16 protein-coding genes are annotated in these 14,560 nt (G+C 53.4%); 1 reads left to right on the top strand and 15 read right to left on the bottom strand.

Features of this window, described 5'->3' with window-relative positions; genetic code table 11:
• Positions 1-23: 23 nt before the first annotated feature.
• The 5 genes from thiK to K7X24_RS01010 form a co-directional block, all read right to left on the bottom strand.
• A complete protein-coding gene (gene thiK / locus K7X24_RS01030; protein WP_224552369.1) occupies positions 24-908 on the bottom strand; it encodes a thiamine kinase in 885 nt (294 codons plus the stop codon).
• A complete protein-coding gene (lpoB, locus tag K7X24_RS01025; protein ID WP_010297262.1) occupies positions 889-1,470 on the bottom strand; it encodes a penicillin-binding protein activator LpoB in 582 nt (193 codons plus the stop codon). The genes thiK and lpoB overlap by 20 nt, the downstream gene beginning before the upstream one ends.
• Positions 1,471-1,491: 21 nt before the next feature.
• Positions 1,492-1,872, bottom strand: coding sequence for a YcfL family protein (locus tag K7X24_RS01020; protein ID WP_039505967.1), 381 nt, complete (start codon positions 1,870-1,872; stop codon positions 1,492-1,494).
• An 84-nt stretch (positions 1,873-1,956) separates the two neighbouring features.
• Positions 1,957-2,307, bottom strand: coding sequence for a purine nucleoside phosphoramidase (gene hinT, locus K7X24_RS01015; RefSeq protein WP_010276226.1), 351 nt, complete (start codon positions 2,305-2,307; stop codon positions 1,957-1,959).
• Positions 2,308-2,535: 228 nt separating this feature from the next.
• On the bottom strand, positions 2,536-3,990 hold the full coding sequence (locus K7X24_RS01010) for an MFS transporter (protein ID WP_224552367.1): 1,455 nt from the start codon (positions 3,988-3,990) through the stop codon (positions 2,536-2,538).
• A gap of 124 nt (positions 3,991-4,114) precedes the next feature.
• Here K7X24_RS01010 and K7X24_RS01005 point away from each other — a divergent pair, with 124 nt between their 5' ends.
• On the top strand, positions 4,115-4,912 hold the full coding sequence (locus K7X24_RS01005) for a helix-turn-helix transcriptional regulator (RefSeq protein ID WP_182811909.1): 798 nt from the start codon (positions 4,115-4,117) through the stop codon (positions 4,910-4,912).
• Between the two features lie 60 nt (positions 4,913-4,972).
• On the opposite strand, the gene ptsG is transcribed toward K7X24_RS01005, so the two are convergent.
• From ptsG to fabD, 10 genes are all read right to left on the bottom strand, one after another.
• Positions 4,973-6,406 carry a PTS glucose transporter subunit IIBC gene (gene ptsG, locus K7X24_RS01000; RefSeq protein WP_095994848.1) on the bottom strand — a complete coding sequence of 478 codons (1,434 nt, stop codon included), beginning with the start codon at positions 6,404-6,406 and terminating at the stop codon, positions 4,973-4,975.
• A gap of 313 nt (positions 6,407-6,719) precedes the next feature.
• Positions 6,720-7,517 (bottom strand): metal-dependent hydrolase, encoded by a 798-nt coding sequence (locus K7X24_RS00995; RefSeq protein WP_103183657.1) that lies wholly within the window; start codon positions 7,515-7,517, stop codon positions 6,720-6,722.
• A gap of 19 nt (positions 7,518-7,536) precedes the next feature.
• Positions 7,537-8,547 carry a DNA polymerase III subunit delta' gene (gene holB, locus K7X24_RS00990; protein ID WP_224552365.1) on the bottom strand — a complete coding sequence of 337 codons (1,011 nt, stop codon included), beginning with the start codon at positions 8,545-8,547 and terminating at the stop codon, positions 7,537-7,539.
• Positions 8,547-9,206, bottom strand: coding sequence for a dTMP kinase (gene tmk / locus K7X24_RS00985; RefSeq protein ID WP_107332692.1), 660 nt, complete (start codon positions 9,204-9,206; stop codon positions 8,547-8,549). Before tmk ends, holB begins: the two co-directional genes overlap by 1 nt.
• Complete coding sequence (mltG, locus tag K7X24_RS00980) at positions 9,196-10,215, bottom strand: endolytic transglycosylase MltG (RefSeq protein ID WP_224552364.1); 1,020 nt, start codon at positions 10,213-10,215, stop codon at positions 9,196-9,198. The genes tmk and mltG overlap by 11 nt, the downstream gene beginning before the upstream one ends.
• Positions 10,216-10,229: 14 nt before the next feature.
• Positions 10,230-11,027 carry an aminodeoxychorismate lyase gene (gene pabC, locus K7X24_RS00975; RefSeq protein ID WP_224552361.1) on the bottom strand — a complete coding sequence of 266 codons (798 nt, stop codon included), beginning with the start codon at positions 11,025-11,027 and terminating at the stop codon, positions 10,230-10,232.
• A 127-nt stretch (positions 11,028-11,154) separates the two neighbouring features.
• Complete coding sequence (gene fabF / locus K7X24_RS00970; RefSeq protein WP_224552358.1) at positions 11,155-12,396, bottom strand: beta-ketoacyl-ACP synthase II; 1,242 nt, start codon at positions 12,394-12,396, stop codon at positions 11,155-11,157.
• An 80-nt stretch (positions 12,397-12,476) separates the two neighbouring features.
• Positions 12,477-12,713 (bottom strand): acyl carrier protein, encoded by a 237-nt coding sequence (acpP, locus tag K7X24_RS00965; RefSeq protein ID WP_005970506.1) that lies wholly within the window; start codon positions 12,711-12,713, stop codon positions 12,477-12,479.
• Positions 12,714-12,867: 154 nt separating this feature from the next.
• Complete coding sequence (fabG, locus tag K7X24_RS00960; protein ID WP_224552356.1) at positions 12,868-13,602, bottom strand: 3-oxoacyl-ACP reductase FabG; 735 nt, start codon at positions 13,600-13,602, stop codon at positions 12,868-12,870.
• 14 nt (positions 13,603-13,616) lie between these two features.
• Positions 13,617-14,546 (bottom strand): ACP S-malonyltransferase, encoded by a 930-nt coding sequence (gene fabD, locus K7X24_RS00955; RefSeq protein WP_224552354.1) that lies wholly within the window; start codon positions 14,544-14,546, stop codon positions 13,617-13,619.
• Between the last annotated feature and the right edge of the window lie 14 nt (positions 14,547-14,560).

Raw genomic sequence — 14,560 nt, 5'->3', positions numbered from 1 at the left:
CAAAAGCCACACCGTCAGCCTGGCTATAGCCTGTAGCCCAACTGTAACCGATGATATAGCGCGGGAATGTCCGCTAAAAATTCGGGGTTCTTCGTTTGCTGCCAGCGAACCTCAAACCACATCAATACCAGATAATCGACCCATGGGAACCACTGCATCATCTGTTGCTGGAGGCGGCCCACGGAAAACCCTCGCTGATGTCGCTGGTAGCTCTGTAGAAAATGCGTTTGCGCCAGGCTTTCCATCTGGCTGGCTCGCACAATAAACGCCAGTTCAAAGGCAATATCGCCATCTGAGGCATATTCCCAGTCAATCAGCATCGTTCCTTGTGGAGTAATCAGCAGGTTTTCAGCATGCACATCAAGATGGAGAGGAGCCAGCGCCAAAGGCGTGGGTAGCGCCGCACGCTGAAAATAATGATGGGCACGCAACAACGCGGGCGAACGGCGGCGCGGATCCATCAACTGCCAGTGTTGAGCAAATAGCGTTTTGAGATCGAGAGGATGGCCGCTACGCGGCTGGCGATGAAGCTGAGACAACATTCGCGCCACTTCGCCATTAGCCAGCATCATCAGGAACTCATCAGAGGTGGCAATGCGCCCCGGCACCCATTCGACAATGAGCCAGCCATCACGCCACAACAGCGGCCGTGGCGCGAGACCTATCGCCGACATCTGCCGCAGCAGAGCGAACTCGCGCTGGCGATCGACGCCCATTTTCCGCTCGGTTGGCGATTGCCGACGCGCAAGCCATTCGATACCCGGGCCACGGATACGCCAACTTTTACTACTCAAGCCACCAACCAGCTCAAAGCGAATATCCGCCATCTCCACGGCCGGGAAATATTTCTGGATCGTCGCAATCAGCTGCTGGTGGATGCCTGCCTGCTTAATGCTGAACGGCGCCATTGCCTGACCACACAATTTCACCGGTCTGCACCAGCATCAGTTGCATGTCGAGCTGCGGCGATTTCACATCACCACTGACATCGCTGTACAGCACATACTGCGCGCTGACATAGCGCGCCAGACCAATCGCCTTGCTGCGCGATCCTAAGCTGTCATCAACTGACAGACCCAACGTTTGTTTTGCAGCGGCAAGTTGCTCACGCGGCACCAGCGTAAACGCCTTACCGGAAGATAACGCGCTGTACAACGCGCCCGTCGCTTTCGCGATCGGCAGTGAGCCATTGGTGTTATTTTTCACACTATCCACCAGCAGGATGCTGCCCGGCGTGACGCCATCGGCTTTCAGCATTTGCGCCACCAGCGGATTAATGCTGGCTTCCCAGTTCAACGTCTGGATTTTTGGCGGTTGTGGTACGGATTCCCCCGGCGGCGGCGTTGGCGTGGTCGGCACTTGAGGCTCAACGGGCTCAATCGTCGCAGGTGGTTCGGTCGGTTCCGGCGGACGACTGGGGCAGCCTGTCAGGACCAATGCCGCCAGTATCACCCCTAGATACTTTTTCATATTTTCTCTCTCTGCACAGCATTACAAAAACAGATGAAGACGGACCTGACGCGCATTAGGACTGCTGCGCGTTGAAAAAACCGTCATTTCCGTCTGTGGCGGGATTTCAATGGACTGCACCTCTTCAAAAGGCAGCACATCCAGCCCGTTTTCGTCATACCAATAGAAACGGTAATGCACGGTCACCGCCTGTGAGGCGTCGTTGCTGACGGCGGAAGACGCACGCAGCCGGCCATTTTCTGAATCCAGCGACGGATTCCCCGCGGTAATCCCGGCCGATAGCACAGGTGCATCTAATACCAGCGTTTGCCGCTCATTGATGGTCAGCACTTTTGGCGCACTACAACCCGCCAGCAACCCAGCCATCAAACACGCGGACAGAAAAAGCATCGGGTTACGCATGATGTTCTCGCATAATGATTTTCTCGCACGACAGTCTACCCATGACTATCGAACCAGGTTCTATAAGATCTAGTTCTGTAAGATCTAGTTCGCCAGCAAAGGCCCTAATGCGCGGCCACCCAGCAGATGCATGTGGATGTGATAAACCTCCTGCCCGCCGTGTCGGTTGCAGTTAATGATCAGGCGATAGCCATCTTCTGCAATCCCTTCCTGCTGCGCAATTTTACCCGCGACCGTCACCATACGCCCCAGCGCTGCTTCATGCTCGGGGGCCGTGTCGTTAACAGTAGGGATCAGTACGTTCGGGATAATCAGGATATGGGTTGGTGTGCGAGGCGCGATGTCACGAAAGGCGGTGACCAGTTCATCCTGATACACGATATCGGCAGGAATTTCCCGGCGGATAATTTTACTAAAGATGGTTTCTTCAGCCATGATTGATTTCCTTGTTAAAGCTGGCGTTGAACGACGTCATGTAGGCAGTATGAGTGACATATTCCATTTCTTTCAACCTTCTTCGTCTATTTCTGGTGCGGGTGGTCAAAATACGACTCCCAGTAAAAACCAGAAATACGCCTGCCTTCTCCCGAAAACAGTGACGCTATCGCCGCTGCGGTAAGGATTTCGCACCGTCCATCGAAAATTTGTGCACGCGCCGTCCTATCAACGGAATGACCGTTGCGTTCTTACCAGCATCAGCAACAGGATGCAGACCAGCAGAGCCGCGATCAGGTTGTAGAGCATTCCCGCCACAAAGGCCGCAACGTATTGGCTCGCTTGTGCCACCGCACCATCGCCTGTAGCCAGCACAGCACCAAACAGGATACCCACCACAGCCACACCCAGCGCAGCCCCAACCTGCTGAACCGTCGAGATCACGCCTGATGCCATACCAGCCTGAACCTCATCAACCAAGCCCAGTACCAGATTCAACAGCGGCGTCATGATGAAGCCTTGACCCGCCCCGACCACCACCAGCACAGGGATCAGCCGAACGGCCACCAGATCCACCCCTGCTATCTGCACCTGCATAATCAACAGGCCGATCGAGACAGCGTAAACCAACGCCCCCGCGACGATGGCAGGCGTGCCCCAACGAGCAACCAGACGTGGTGCAGCCAGCGATGCCAGAACGAAGCCCACACTGCACGGCGCGAAAATACTGCCCGCGAGGAAAGGATCAAGCCCCAGCCCTGTTTGCACCAGTAGAGCAAAACACAGGAAAAATGAGCTGGATGTGGAATACACTAACAACACCAGCAACACGCCCAGTAGGAAGCGGCGCTGTGCGAGCAGGCGCATATCCACCAGTGGAAGATTCCCCGCCAGCTGTCGCCGTTCCTGCTGGCGATGAAAAACCGTCAACAAGAGAGTGGCTGTCGCCAACATCCACAGGCTCCATGCGGGCCAGCCTTGCCCCGGGCCTTCGATCAGCGGCACCAAGAGCAGCGTCAGCCCAACGCTGACCAACGCCACACCCGCCCAATCTAGCGAAGGGCGCTGCGGTGTGCGGGACTCAGGAATAAATCGCGCAGATGCGATAGCCAGCAGGCCAATGGGAACATTGATAAGAAAAATACTCCGCCAGCCCAGCCCGAACAGATTGGCATGCACCAGCCATCCCCCCAGTACCTGACCCGCGATAGCGGCGAGCCCCAGCGTCATACCCAGCAAACCGAAGGCACGGCGGCTATCGTCACCGTCGAAATTGACGCGGATAGAGGCATAAACCTGTGGAAACAGTAAAGCGGCCGCAAGCCCCTGCAAGATACGCGCACCAATCAGAAACCCCGCGCTGGGTGCTAAGCCACACAGCGCAGAGGCAAGCGTAAATCCGGCCATGCCCACCACAAACAGGCGACGTCGGCCAAATACATCCCCCAGTCGACCGCCCGTAATCAGTAATACGCCGAAGGCCAGTTCGTAACCCGCAACGATAAAGCCGATCTGCGCGAAGCTAGCGCCCAGATCGGCCTGCATGTTGGGAATAGCGACATTGACCACGAACAGATCGAAGATGGTGACAAAACCGGCCATCAACAGCACAGAGAGGCCGAGCCACGGCGGACTATTGACAGCCGGCGTAGGCAGTGCCGACGCGCGATAATTTGAGTTCATCTTATGTATCCTTGCATATCGAGAGTTTGCGTATCGAAAGTGATGACGCCGCCATTCTCAAATCCTTTTTAAACAATTACAATTTAACCACTTATGCTATTACTAAAAGCAATGTGGTAAAACGATGCGAACATTGGAAAGAACTCGCCACGATCTGGCCGCCTTTTTGCGCGCGCGGCGTGAACGGGTATCCCCCGCCGACGTGGGCTTGCCCAGCGGAGGGAGACGGCGCACGCCGGGATTGCGACGTGAAGAAGTGGCTGCGTTGGCTGGCGTGGGTCTGACGTGGTACACCTGGCTCGAACAGGGACGTGATATCGGCGTGTCGGCGGCATTTCTGGACAGTCTGGCACGGGTGCTCAAACTCGATGCCGCTGAACGCCGCCACCTGTTCCTGCTGGCGCATGAGCGACCACCTGCCGAACCGGGTAAGACGTGGTGCGTGGTGCCACCGCTGGTACGGCGTCTGATGCACGATCTGGCTCCGCATCCTGCCTATGTACTCAACCTGCGCTGGGACGTGCTGGCCTTCAATGAACCAGCAAACCAGCTTTTCGGCTTCGATGCACATCCTCCAGAAAGACGTAATCTGCTTTGGCTGCTGTTCACCGATCCGTTGCTGCATGAGCGATTCATCGGCTGGGAGCAACAGGCTCCACAGATGCTGTCGAGTTTTCGCCGCGATTTCGCACGCGCGACGCAGGAAGCGGATATTCATGAACTGGTGGAGGAGTTGGAGCAGGTGTCACCGGACTTCAAAACGTGGTGGCGACAGCATGAGGTACAGGCTCCGTGCAGCGGCGTGCGGCAACTGATGATCGACGGCAAGGCTGAAGCCTTCGAGCATACGTCGCTGATCATCGATGAAGATCGCCATCTGCGTCTGGTGGTTTACGCACGGCAATCTCAGGGAAAGGAATGAGGTCGCGCTGACCATAAAAAAAGGGGCTTTCGCCCCTTTTTACCACTCCCCAACAACACATCAGTGGGTACGGATGTAATCGTCCATATCGGTTTTCAGATTGTCGGATTTGGTACCGAAAATTGCCTGAACACCGGAACCTGCCACAACCACACCTGCTGCACCCAGTTTTTTCAGGCCAGCCTGATCAACTTTAGCCACATCGCCTACGCTAACGCGCAGACGGGTGATGCATGCGTCCAGGTTAGTGATGTTTTCTTTACCACCAAACGCGCTAACCAGTGCGGCAGCCATTTCAGTGCTGTCCTGTGAGGTTTGCTCAGACGCGCTATCTTCACGACCCGGCGTTTTCAGATTCAGTTTAGTAATCAGAACGCGGAAGATGGTGTAGTAAATCAGCGCATAGCACAGACCCACAATCGGGAACAGCCACAGGTTGCTACCGTTACCGCTCAGTACCACGAAGTCGATCAGACCGTGGGAGAAGCTTGTACCATCACGCATACCCAACAGGATACAGATTGGGAACGCCAGACCCGCCAGAATCGCATGGATCACATACAGGATCGGCGCGACAAACATGAAGGAGAACTCAATTGGCTCAGTGATACCCGTCAGGAACGAGGTCAGCGCCGCAGAGATCATGATGCCGCCCACTTTCGCACGGTTTTCTGGCTTAGCTGAATGCCAGATAGCAATAGCCGCAGCTGGCAAACCGTACATTTTAAACAGGAAACCGCCGGACAGTTTACCCGCAGTCGGGTCACCTGCAATGTAACGAGGGATATCGCCGTGGAAAACCTGACCCGCCGCATTGGTGAACTCACCAACCTGCATTTGGAAAGGTACGTTCCAAATATGGTGCAGACCAAACGGTACCAGAGAACGTTCAACGACCCCATAGATACCGAATGCCAGCATCGGGTTCTCATTCGCTGCCCAGTGAGAGAATACCTGGATCGCGCTACCAACCGGTGGCCAGATGAAGGACAGCAGCGTACCGACAATAATTGCCGTCAGGCCGGAAATAATCGGCACAAAACGTTTACCGGCAAAGAAGCCCAGATACTCAGGCAGCTGAATGCGGTAGAAACGGTTAAACATATACGCGGCAATCGCACCGGCAATGATCCCGCCTAGAACACCGGTATCTGCCAGATGCTTCGCCGTGATCTCGGCAGCCGGTAGATTAAGAACCAGCGGCGCAATCGCAGCCATGGTTTTAACCATGATGCCATAAGCCACCACCGCCGCCAGTGCGGAAACACCGTCGTTATTAGTGAAGCCCAGGGCAACACCAATAGCAAAAATCAACGGCATGTTGGCAAACACCGAGTCACCGGCCTGTGCCATGACGCTGGAGACAATTTCAGGCAACCAGCTAAAATTGGCCGAACCGACACCCAGCAGGATACCTGCGATAGGGAGTACGGATACGGGCAGCATTAGCGACTTACCTACTTTTTGCAGGTTTGCGAATGCATTCTTGAACATAATTGAGTGTGCTCCTGAGTAATAGTGCTTTTACTTCTGATACTTCATATAAGCAAAGGCGGGGAGGATGGCCTTTGCGAGTTGGGGTGTCTTAGCCCCCTTTAATTTTTACGCAGAGTAAAATAAATAGCGTCCACAATGTTTGATTGCTATCACGTTTCCACAAGCCAACAGGCTGAGATCGAACAGATATTGCACTTTTCTGTGATATATCGCTAAAAAACACGTCCCCCTGAAGAGGAAAAACCTAATCAAGGGGATTATGAAGCGCTATTAATTACACGGATAAAAAAAACTCGGCTATTTTCAGCCACTATTGCGCGGCGGTCAACCGAGCCTGATCGATGTGAAACAGGCGGGAGAAGTTTTCTGTCGTGGCGGCAGCGAGGGTTTCCAGCGATGTGCCTTTCAGTACAGCGAGATATTCTGCTACATCGCGTACGTACGCGGGCTGGTTTTCCTGACCCCGGAACGGAACCGGCGCGAGCCAAGGGGAATCCGTCTCAATCAGCATCCGATCCAGTGGCACGTAGCGCGCGACGTCACGCAATTCTTCTGCATTACGGAACGTGACAATCCCAGAAAATGAGATATAGAACCCCATGTCCAGCAGCGCTTTTGCCGTGATCAAATCTTCCGTAAAGCAGTGCAGAACACCGCTACATTTCTCCGCCTGCTCGTCACGCAGAATTGCCAACGTATCTTCACGGGCAGCACGCGTATGCACGATGACCGGCTTGTTCAGGTCATTGCCAATACGAATGTGTTCGCGAAACGATTCTTGCTGCTGGGCTTTCGTCTCCTGCTGATAGAAATAGTCCAGACCCGTCTCCCCCATCGCCACCACACGGCTGGCGCTGGCTAGCTCACGCAGCTCGGCATAATCATAAGGGGCTTCCTGATTGAGCGGATGAACGCCGCAGGAAAAAGCCACGTTATCGCGCTCGCCGATTAACTCCACCATGGCACGATAGCCAGGCAGCGTTGTCGCCACCGCCAGAAGGAAGCCGACATCGCGACGTTTCGCTTTCTCCAGCACGTCGGAGACATCTTTATGCAATGACTCATAATCCAAACCGTCAAGATGACAGTGGGAATCCACTAACAACATGATATTTACTCGATAGTAATTAAACAGAAAAAGGGTGGCTGTCGCGCTTAACCGATGAAGCAAGCGTGCGCTCTCCATCAAGCAGACGTTCCGTCAGCAGCAGTTCACGATTTACCCCCGTGACGGTCAGCAATTTTTGCCGACAAGCCAGCCACTGTTGCAGTTCATACTGCAAATGTGCGGAAGGTTCACCCGCCAGACGCTCAACCAATTCGATCTGATCCTGATTCACCCAATGCTCACTTGCCCCCTGCTGCCATTTCATGGCATCCAGCAGTAGCGCGGCCAACCAGTGAATACGAACATCCGCATCGTCATGATTTAGCTGTGGTATCAACGAAAGCTGATCTCGCGAAGTCAGAGCGGCAGAGAACGCCTGACACAGCGCGCTACGTTGCTTCCAACGCTCTGGCTGCAATAATGCCTCGGCGGCTAGCGGCGCGCCCGATTGTAATCTTAATGCCGTGCGCAATGCCTTGCTGTCATGGCGATGGCGAGCATTCAGCCACAGCACGCTCTGCGTCTCACTCGGGACATCCAGATAGTGATACAGGCAACGGCTGCGTAACGTAGCCAATAGCCGGGCTGGTTCACGGCAGCCAAATAAAAAGAAGGTATTCTGCGGCGGTTCTTCCAGCGTTTTCAGCAGTGCGTTCGCAGCGGCTTCAGTCAGTTGCTCAGCAGAAGCCAGCCAGATCACTTTTGCTCCGCCTTGTCGGGAGTGCTGATACACTTTTTCCACGACGTCACGCACCGGATCGACGCCCAGACTTTGCTTTCCTTTCTCCGGGCTCAACACATGCCAATCTGGGTGCGTTCCTGCGGTCATCAGGTTACAAGAGTGACACTGGCCGCAGCTTTTCATTCCATCAGGCCGCTGGCAGATCAGCCAGCGACTCAGCGCATAAATCAGCGATTCATCGCCCATTCCCGACAGCGCATGCAGCAACAGCGCATGATGCCCCCTGCCCGCCTGGTATTGGCCGATAAGCTGCCGATAGGATGCATTCAGCCACGGATACCAATCCATCAGCCCTGCCCCTGCGCAACAGGCTGCAACCCTTGTTGCTGCAACCATTGCTGTAACGTCGCCTGAATATCCGCACTAACGGCATCAATAGGCTGTGAGGCATCGATCGTCAGGATGCTGCCATCCTCCGCCGCCAGTTCCTGATAGCGGGAACGGGTGCGATCAAAGAAAGCCAGCGACTCCTGCTCAATCCGATCTAGCTCGCCTCTCTGACGCGCGCGTTGTAAGCCAATGGCTGGCGGCAAATCAAGATAGAGCGTCAGGTCAGGACGAAAATCACCGAGCACAGTATCGCGCAGTGAGCGCAGCAGTTGCTGGTCGATCCCGCGTCCACCGCCCTGATAAGCCTGTGAAGAAAGATCGTGCCGATCGCCGATGACCCAGTTTCCATTCGCCAATGCAGGTTTAATGACATTATCCACCAGTTGAACCCTGGCCGCGTATAACATCAGGACTTCCGCTTTGTCAGTGACCTTCTCATCGGCCATACCCTGCTTGATGAGTTCTCGCAGCTTCTCCGCCAGCGGCGTGCCACCGGGCTCTCGTGTGAACACAACGTCTTTCACACCATGTGAGCGCAGCGTTTCCACGACGATATTGCGTGCGGTGGTCTTCCCTGCACCTTCCAATCCTTCAATGACGATAAATTTACTGTTCATCCCGTTCCTTTAACGCTGAGCGGTATACCCTCACAGCACGATTATGGTCTGCAAGGTTAGTGGTAAAACTGTGTCCGCCTTTTCCATCCGCCACAAAATACAGGTACGACGTTTTGGCTGGGTGCGCAGCCGCATCCAATGAGGCTTTCCCCGGCATCGCGATTGGCGTCGGCGGCAGGCCGGAAATGACATACGTATTGTAAGGCGTCGGCGTGTCTAATGCTTTACGGGTTATCACGCCTTTATAGTCATCACCCATGCCATAAATCACCGTGGGGTCAGTCTGCAAGCGCATACCAAGCCGTAAGCGATTGACAAAAACGGAAGCAACCTGAGTACGCTCTTCATTGATCGCCGTTTCTTTTTCAATGATTGACGCCATCGTCAGCAATTCATCCTGTGTCTTATACGGTAATCCTTCTTCTCGCCCTTTCCATACCTCATCCACCGTTTTTTTCATACGCTGATGCGCACGCTGTAACAAAGCACTATCGCTCGTACCGGCCGTGTATGAGTAAGTATCAGGATAAAACCAGCCTTCTGGGTTCGTCTTATCTTTGATTTCCAACTGGGTGGCAACGTCCTGTTCGGTTTTATCGGCCAGTGAATGCTTGATGTAAGGCGCTTGTTGCAGCGTGACGAGCCACTCTTTCAAGCGTGAGCCTTCGACAAAACGGATGGAGAATTGCGCTTCTTTTCCGCTGGACAACAACGCCAGCATCTCGCGCACGGTCATGCCCGAAGTAAATCTATACGTACCCGCTTTGAATTTTGCCAACTCAGGTTCAAAACGTAGCAGCCACGGAAAAAATGTGTCATCAGTAATGATTTTCTGATCGAGAAGCAGCGTTTCCAGCCCTTCCCTTCCCGTACCGGCAGGAAGCGTAAAGATAGCTTCCTTTTCGATAGCCAATGGAGAATCCGCAAAACGCTGCATTTTCTGCCACGCAACCAGCAACATGAGTACAACAGCAGCGATAATCAGCAAACCAATTTTCTTTTTCTTCATAAATCAACCATCTACTAGCAGTCAGGACTTAGGAATTGATAAAGCTCTCGGGAGTGATAACGCCAGATGTGCGCCTGATTTACAGGGACGATCGGCATTAATGCATTACAAATCAGCACTTCATCCGCATCAGACAGTGCGGTCAGGGATTCGCTGACGATCTGTAGCTCGAAATCAGAATCTGCCAGCAAAGCAATAATATGCTGCCGGGCAACGCCATCCACACCTGACTCGGATAAATCTGGCGTATAAACCCGATGTCCTTTACGCCAGAATAAATTCGCGGCACAGCATTCCACTAGCGCACCAGAGGTGTCAAGCACGAGGGTCTCATCGGCTAAGGTCTGGTCAAGATGCGCACGAATCAGCACTTGTTCGAGCCGATTCAGATGCTTTATTCCCGCCAACAGCGGGTTTTTAGCTAGCGCCACCGGGCTGAGATTCAGGCTAATACCCTGCTCACGCCAGCCGGCATAGTGCGCAGGATAGCTTACCTGCATGACGACTCGGGTTGGCTGCGCACAGCCTTGGGCACTATAACCACGCCCGCCGACACCCCGCGTTAGCATCACTTTCACTACACCGTCCGCCCGCCCCAGCGCAGCCTGCTTCATTTCAGCGATCAAACTTTCCCAATCAAGCGTCGGGAATAACAAGCGCGTAGCAGCCTCTTGCAGACGCGCGACGTGTCGATCAAGCCAGACAATCTCGCTCTCGCATACTCTGGCTGTCGTAAAACAGCCGTCACCATACTGTGTACCCCGATCGAGTACCGAAAGCTGTTCCTGTAACTGACCATTAATCCACAGCATATAAGCTCCGCATCATTCATCGTCGTCAGCTTGCCAGCAAAGCGGCGTTGCAGACAAGCAGGTGTGTCTGATTTTATGCAGGCAAAAAAAAACCCGGAGACCGGGTTTTTTTAAAACGCTATCGCAATCAAACTTTACGGAAGATCAGAGAACCGTTGGTTCCACCGAAGCCGAAAGAGTTGCAGAGCACGTATTCCAGGTTGCTGACCTGACGCGCCTCATGAGGCACAAAATCCAGATCGCAGCCTTCATCTGGATTGTCCAGATTGAGCGTTGGCGGAACAGACTGATCGCGCAGAGCAAGAATACTGAAAATAGACTCTACCGCACCTGCCGCACCGAGCAAGTGACCCGTCATGGATTTTGTCGAGCTCACCATCACACTGCTAGCATCTGCACCAAATACGGATTTCACTGCCTGCGTTTCAGCTTTATCACCCGCAGGCGTAGAGGTGCCATGCGCGTTGATATAACCGATCTGGCTCGTTGCCAGACCCGCGTCACGCAGCGCGTTTTCCATCGCAAGCGCAGCCCCAGAACCGTTCTCCGGCGGAGACGTCATATGATACGCGTCGCTGCTCATGCCAAATCCAACAATTTCTGCATAGATTTTCGCGCCGCGCTTTTTCGCGTGCTCATACTCTTCCAGCACCATGAGGCCAGCACCGTCACCTAGTACAAAGCCATCACGGTCTTTATCCCACGGACGGCTTGCCGCCTGAGGATCGTCATTGCGCGTAGACAACGCACGAGCGGCACCGAATCCACCGACGCCCAATGGCGTACTGGCTTTTTCTGCACCACCGGCCAACATCACATCCGCATCGTTGTAAGCAATAATGCGAGCGGCCTGACCAATATTGTGCACGCCAGACGTACAGGCCGTAGCGATAGAGATGCTCGGGCCACGCAGTCCGTACATGATGGTAAGATGCCCAGCCACCATATTGACGATGGTTGACGGCACGAAGAACGGGCTGATTTTACGCGGGCCACCGTTCACCAGCGCAGTGTGGTTCTCTTCAATAAGACCCAGACCGCCGATGCCGGAACCAATAGCCGCACCGATACGCGGGGCGTTCTCTTCCGTTACTTCCAAACCGGAATCCTGCATGGCCTGAACGCCAGCAGCAACACCGTATTGAATAAAGGCATCCATTTTGCGAGCTTCTTTACGCGAAATGAATTCCTCAGAATTAAAATCCTTTACTAAGCCAGCAAAACGCGTTGCGTAGGCACTAGTATCGAAATGGTCGATCAGGCTGATACCACTCTGACCGGCAAGAAGAGCATTCCAGGTAGACTCAACTGTATTGCCGACAGGAGATAACATGCCCAGTCCGGTCACAACTACTCGACGCTTAGACACGCTTATCCTCCAGGGAGGGAAAAAAGACACTGCGGGACAAAAAAACTTAGGCGGTCGAATGACCGCCTAGATATGTTCGCTTACTGCTGGTTAGCCTGAATGAAATCAATGGCTGCTTGAACAGTCGTGATTTTTTCAGCTTCTTCGTCTGGAATCTCAGTATCAAATTCTTCTTCCAGAGCCATTACCAGCTCAACAGTGTCAAGAGAATCAGCGCCGAGGTCATCAACGAAAGAAGCATTGTTTACGACTTCTTCCTGCTTAACGCCAAGCTGTTCAACGATGATTTTCTTAACGCGTTCTTCGATAGTGCTCATACTCTTAAATTTCCTATCAAAACTCGCTTTCGCGATGGTTTTCGTAGTGTATAAAATGTTTGAAAAGATGCAACAAAATCTCGGCCGATTGAACCACGATTTTGTGCTATTTTGCGGTTATCACCGCAAATAATGCAAATAGTTTTCGAGCTTTTTAGATCATATACATGCCGCCATTGACATGCAATGTTTCGCCAGTAATGTAAGCAGCTTCATCAGAGGCTAAAAATACAACAGCACTGGCGATTTCTTTCGCATCACCGAGTCGGTTAGCTGGAACCGACGTCAAAATGCCTGCTCGCTGTTCTTCTGTCAATGCCTGAGTCATATCTGTTTCGATAAAACCAGGCGCGACTACGTTGACCGTAATACCACGAGAAGCCACTTCACGCGCGAGGGATTTACTGAAGCCAATCAGTCCCGCCTTCGCTGCCGCGTAGTTAGCTTGTCCTGCATTGCCCATCGTTCCCACAACAGAACCGATGGTAATGATCCGGCCAAAACGTTTCTTCATCATGGCACGCATCACTGCTTTAGACATGCGGAATACCGACGTTAAATTGGTATCCAGAATATCGTGCCATTCATCATCTTTCATACGCATCAGCAGGTTATCACGGGTGATACCCGCATTATTGATAAGAATATCAATTTCCCCGAATTCTGCGCGAATTTCTGCTAATACGCTTTCTACTGATGCTGCATCAACAACATTCAGCATATAACCTTTACCGTTCTCACCCAGCCAGCCGCTAATTGCTTCAGCACCTTTTTCGCTGGTTGCGGTACCAATGACTTTTGCCCCGTGGGCAACCAACGTCTCGGCGATGGCACGCCCAATACCACGGCTTGCACCGGTAACCAGTGCAATTTTCCCCTCAAAACTCATTGTCTTCTCCGTTCTTATTTCTCAATCGCCGCTGATAGAGAAGCAGGATCGTTCACCGCAGCTGCTGTCAGGGTATCGACGATTCGTTTGGTTAAGCCAGTCAATACTTTACCCGGCCCGACTTCTAGCAGCGACTCAATGCCCTGAGAAGCCATAAATTCAACACAGTCAGTCCAGCGCACTGGGCAATGAAGCTGGCGCACCAGCGCATCGCGAATGGCTTCCGGCGTGATTTCGATGCGAGCATCAACATTATTCACAACGGGAATGACCGGAGAATTAAACGTCACGGATTCCAGCGCAACGGCGAGTTTCTTTGCTGCTGGCTCCATCAGCGCACAGTGTGACGGTACGCTGACAGGCAGCGGCAGCGCACGCTTCGCACCCGCCGCTTTACACGCAGCACCAGCACGCTCAACGGCGTCTTTATTGCCCGCGATCACCACCTGACCCGGTGAGTTGAAATTTACCGGAGACACCACCTGCCCCTGCGCGGATTCTTCACACGCTTTAGCAATGGCATCGTTATCAAGCCCGATAATGGCATACATCGCACCCGTGCCTTCCGGCACCGCTTCCTGCATCAGTTTGCCACGCAATTCAACCAGACGAACAGCCTGTTGGAAATCCAGAACACCAGCACAAACCAGTGCCGAATACTCACCAAGGCTATGACCAGACATCAGGGCAGGTGTTTTTCCGCCCTGCTGCTGCCAAGCACGCCAGATAGCAACAGAAGCGGTCAGTAACGCAGGCTGCGTCTGCCAGGTTTTATTCAACTCTTCAGCCGGCCCTTGCTGGGTAAGCTGCCACAAGTCATAACCTAACGCTTCAGAAGCCTGAGCAAACGTTTCAGTGACGATCGGGTATTCTGCAGCAAGTTCAGCTAACATCCCTACCGTCTGCGATCCCTGACCTGGGAACACCATTGCAAATTGCGTCATATCACAATCCTGTT

Source organism: Pectobacterium versatile, from assembly GCF_020166435.1.
Classification (GTDB): domain Bacteria; phylum Pseudomonadota; class Gammaproteobacteria; order Enterobacterales; family Enterobacteriaceae; genus Pectobacterium; species Pectobacterium versatile.
This window is presented reverse-complemented; position numbering and strand designations above follow the sequence as displayed.

Bases quoted from the DNA above. Each gene is read 5' to 3' on its own strand.
- fabD (WP_224552354.1), bottom strand. From the start codon at position 14,546: ATGACGCAATTTGCAATGGTGTTCCCAGGTCAGGGATCGCAGACGGTA.
- hinT (WP_010276226.1), bottom strand. From the start codon at position 2,307: ATGGCTGAAGAAACCATCTTTAGTAAAATTATCCGCCGGGAAATTCCT.
- thiK (WP_224552369.1), bottom strand. From the start codon at position 908: ATGGCGCCGTTCAGCATTAAGCAGGCAGGCATCCACCAGCAGCTGATT.
- acpP (WP_005970506.1), bottom strand. From the start codon at position 12,713: ATGAGCACTATCGAAGAACGCGTTAAGAAAATCATCGTTGAACAGCTT.
- holB (WP_224552365.1), bottom strand. From the start codon at position 8,547: ATGGATTGGTATCCGTGGCTGAATGCATCCTATCGGCAGCTTATCGGC.
- fabG (WP_224552356.1), bottom strand. From the start codon at position 13,602: ATGAGTTTTGAGGGGAAAATTGCACTGGTTACCGGTGCAAGCCGTGGT.
- mltG (WP_224552364.1), bottom strand. From the start codon at position 10,215: ATGAAGAAAAAGAAAATTGGTTTGCTGATTATCGCTGCTGTTGTACTC.
- ptsG (WP_095994848.1), bottom strand. From the start codon at position 6,406: ATGTTCAAGAATGCATTCGCAAACCTGCAAAAAGTAGGTAAGTCGCTA.
- K7X24_RS00995 (WP_103183657.1), bottom strand. From the start codon at position 7,517: ATGTTGTTAGTGGATTCCCACTGTCATCTTGACGGTTTGGATTATGAG.
- pabC (WP_224552361.1), bottom strand. From the start codon at position 11,027: ATGCTGTGGATTAATGGTCAGTTACAGGAACAGCTTTCGGTACTCGAT.
- K7X24_RS01005 (WP_182811909.1), top strand. From the start codon at position 4,115: ATGCGAACATTGGAAAGAACTCGCCACGATCTGGCCGCCTTTTTGCGC.
- K7X24_RS01010 (WP_224552367.1), bottom strand. From the start codon at position 3,990: ATGAACTCAAATTATCGCGCGTCGGCACTGCCTACGCCGGCTGTCAAT.
- lpoB (WP_010297262.1), bottom strand. From the start codon at position 1,470: ATGAAAAAGTATCTAGGGGTGATACTGGCGGCATTGGTCCTGACAGGC.
- tmk (WP_107332692.1), bottom strand. From the start codon at position 9,206: ATGAACAGTAAATTTATCGTCATTGAAGGATTGGAAGGTGCAGGGAAG.
- K7X24_RS01020 (WP_039505967.1), bottom strand. From the start codon at position 1,872: ATGCGTAACCCGATGCTTTTTCTGTCCGCGTGTTTGATGGCTGGGTTG.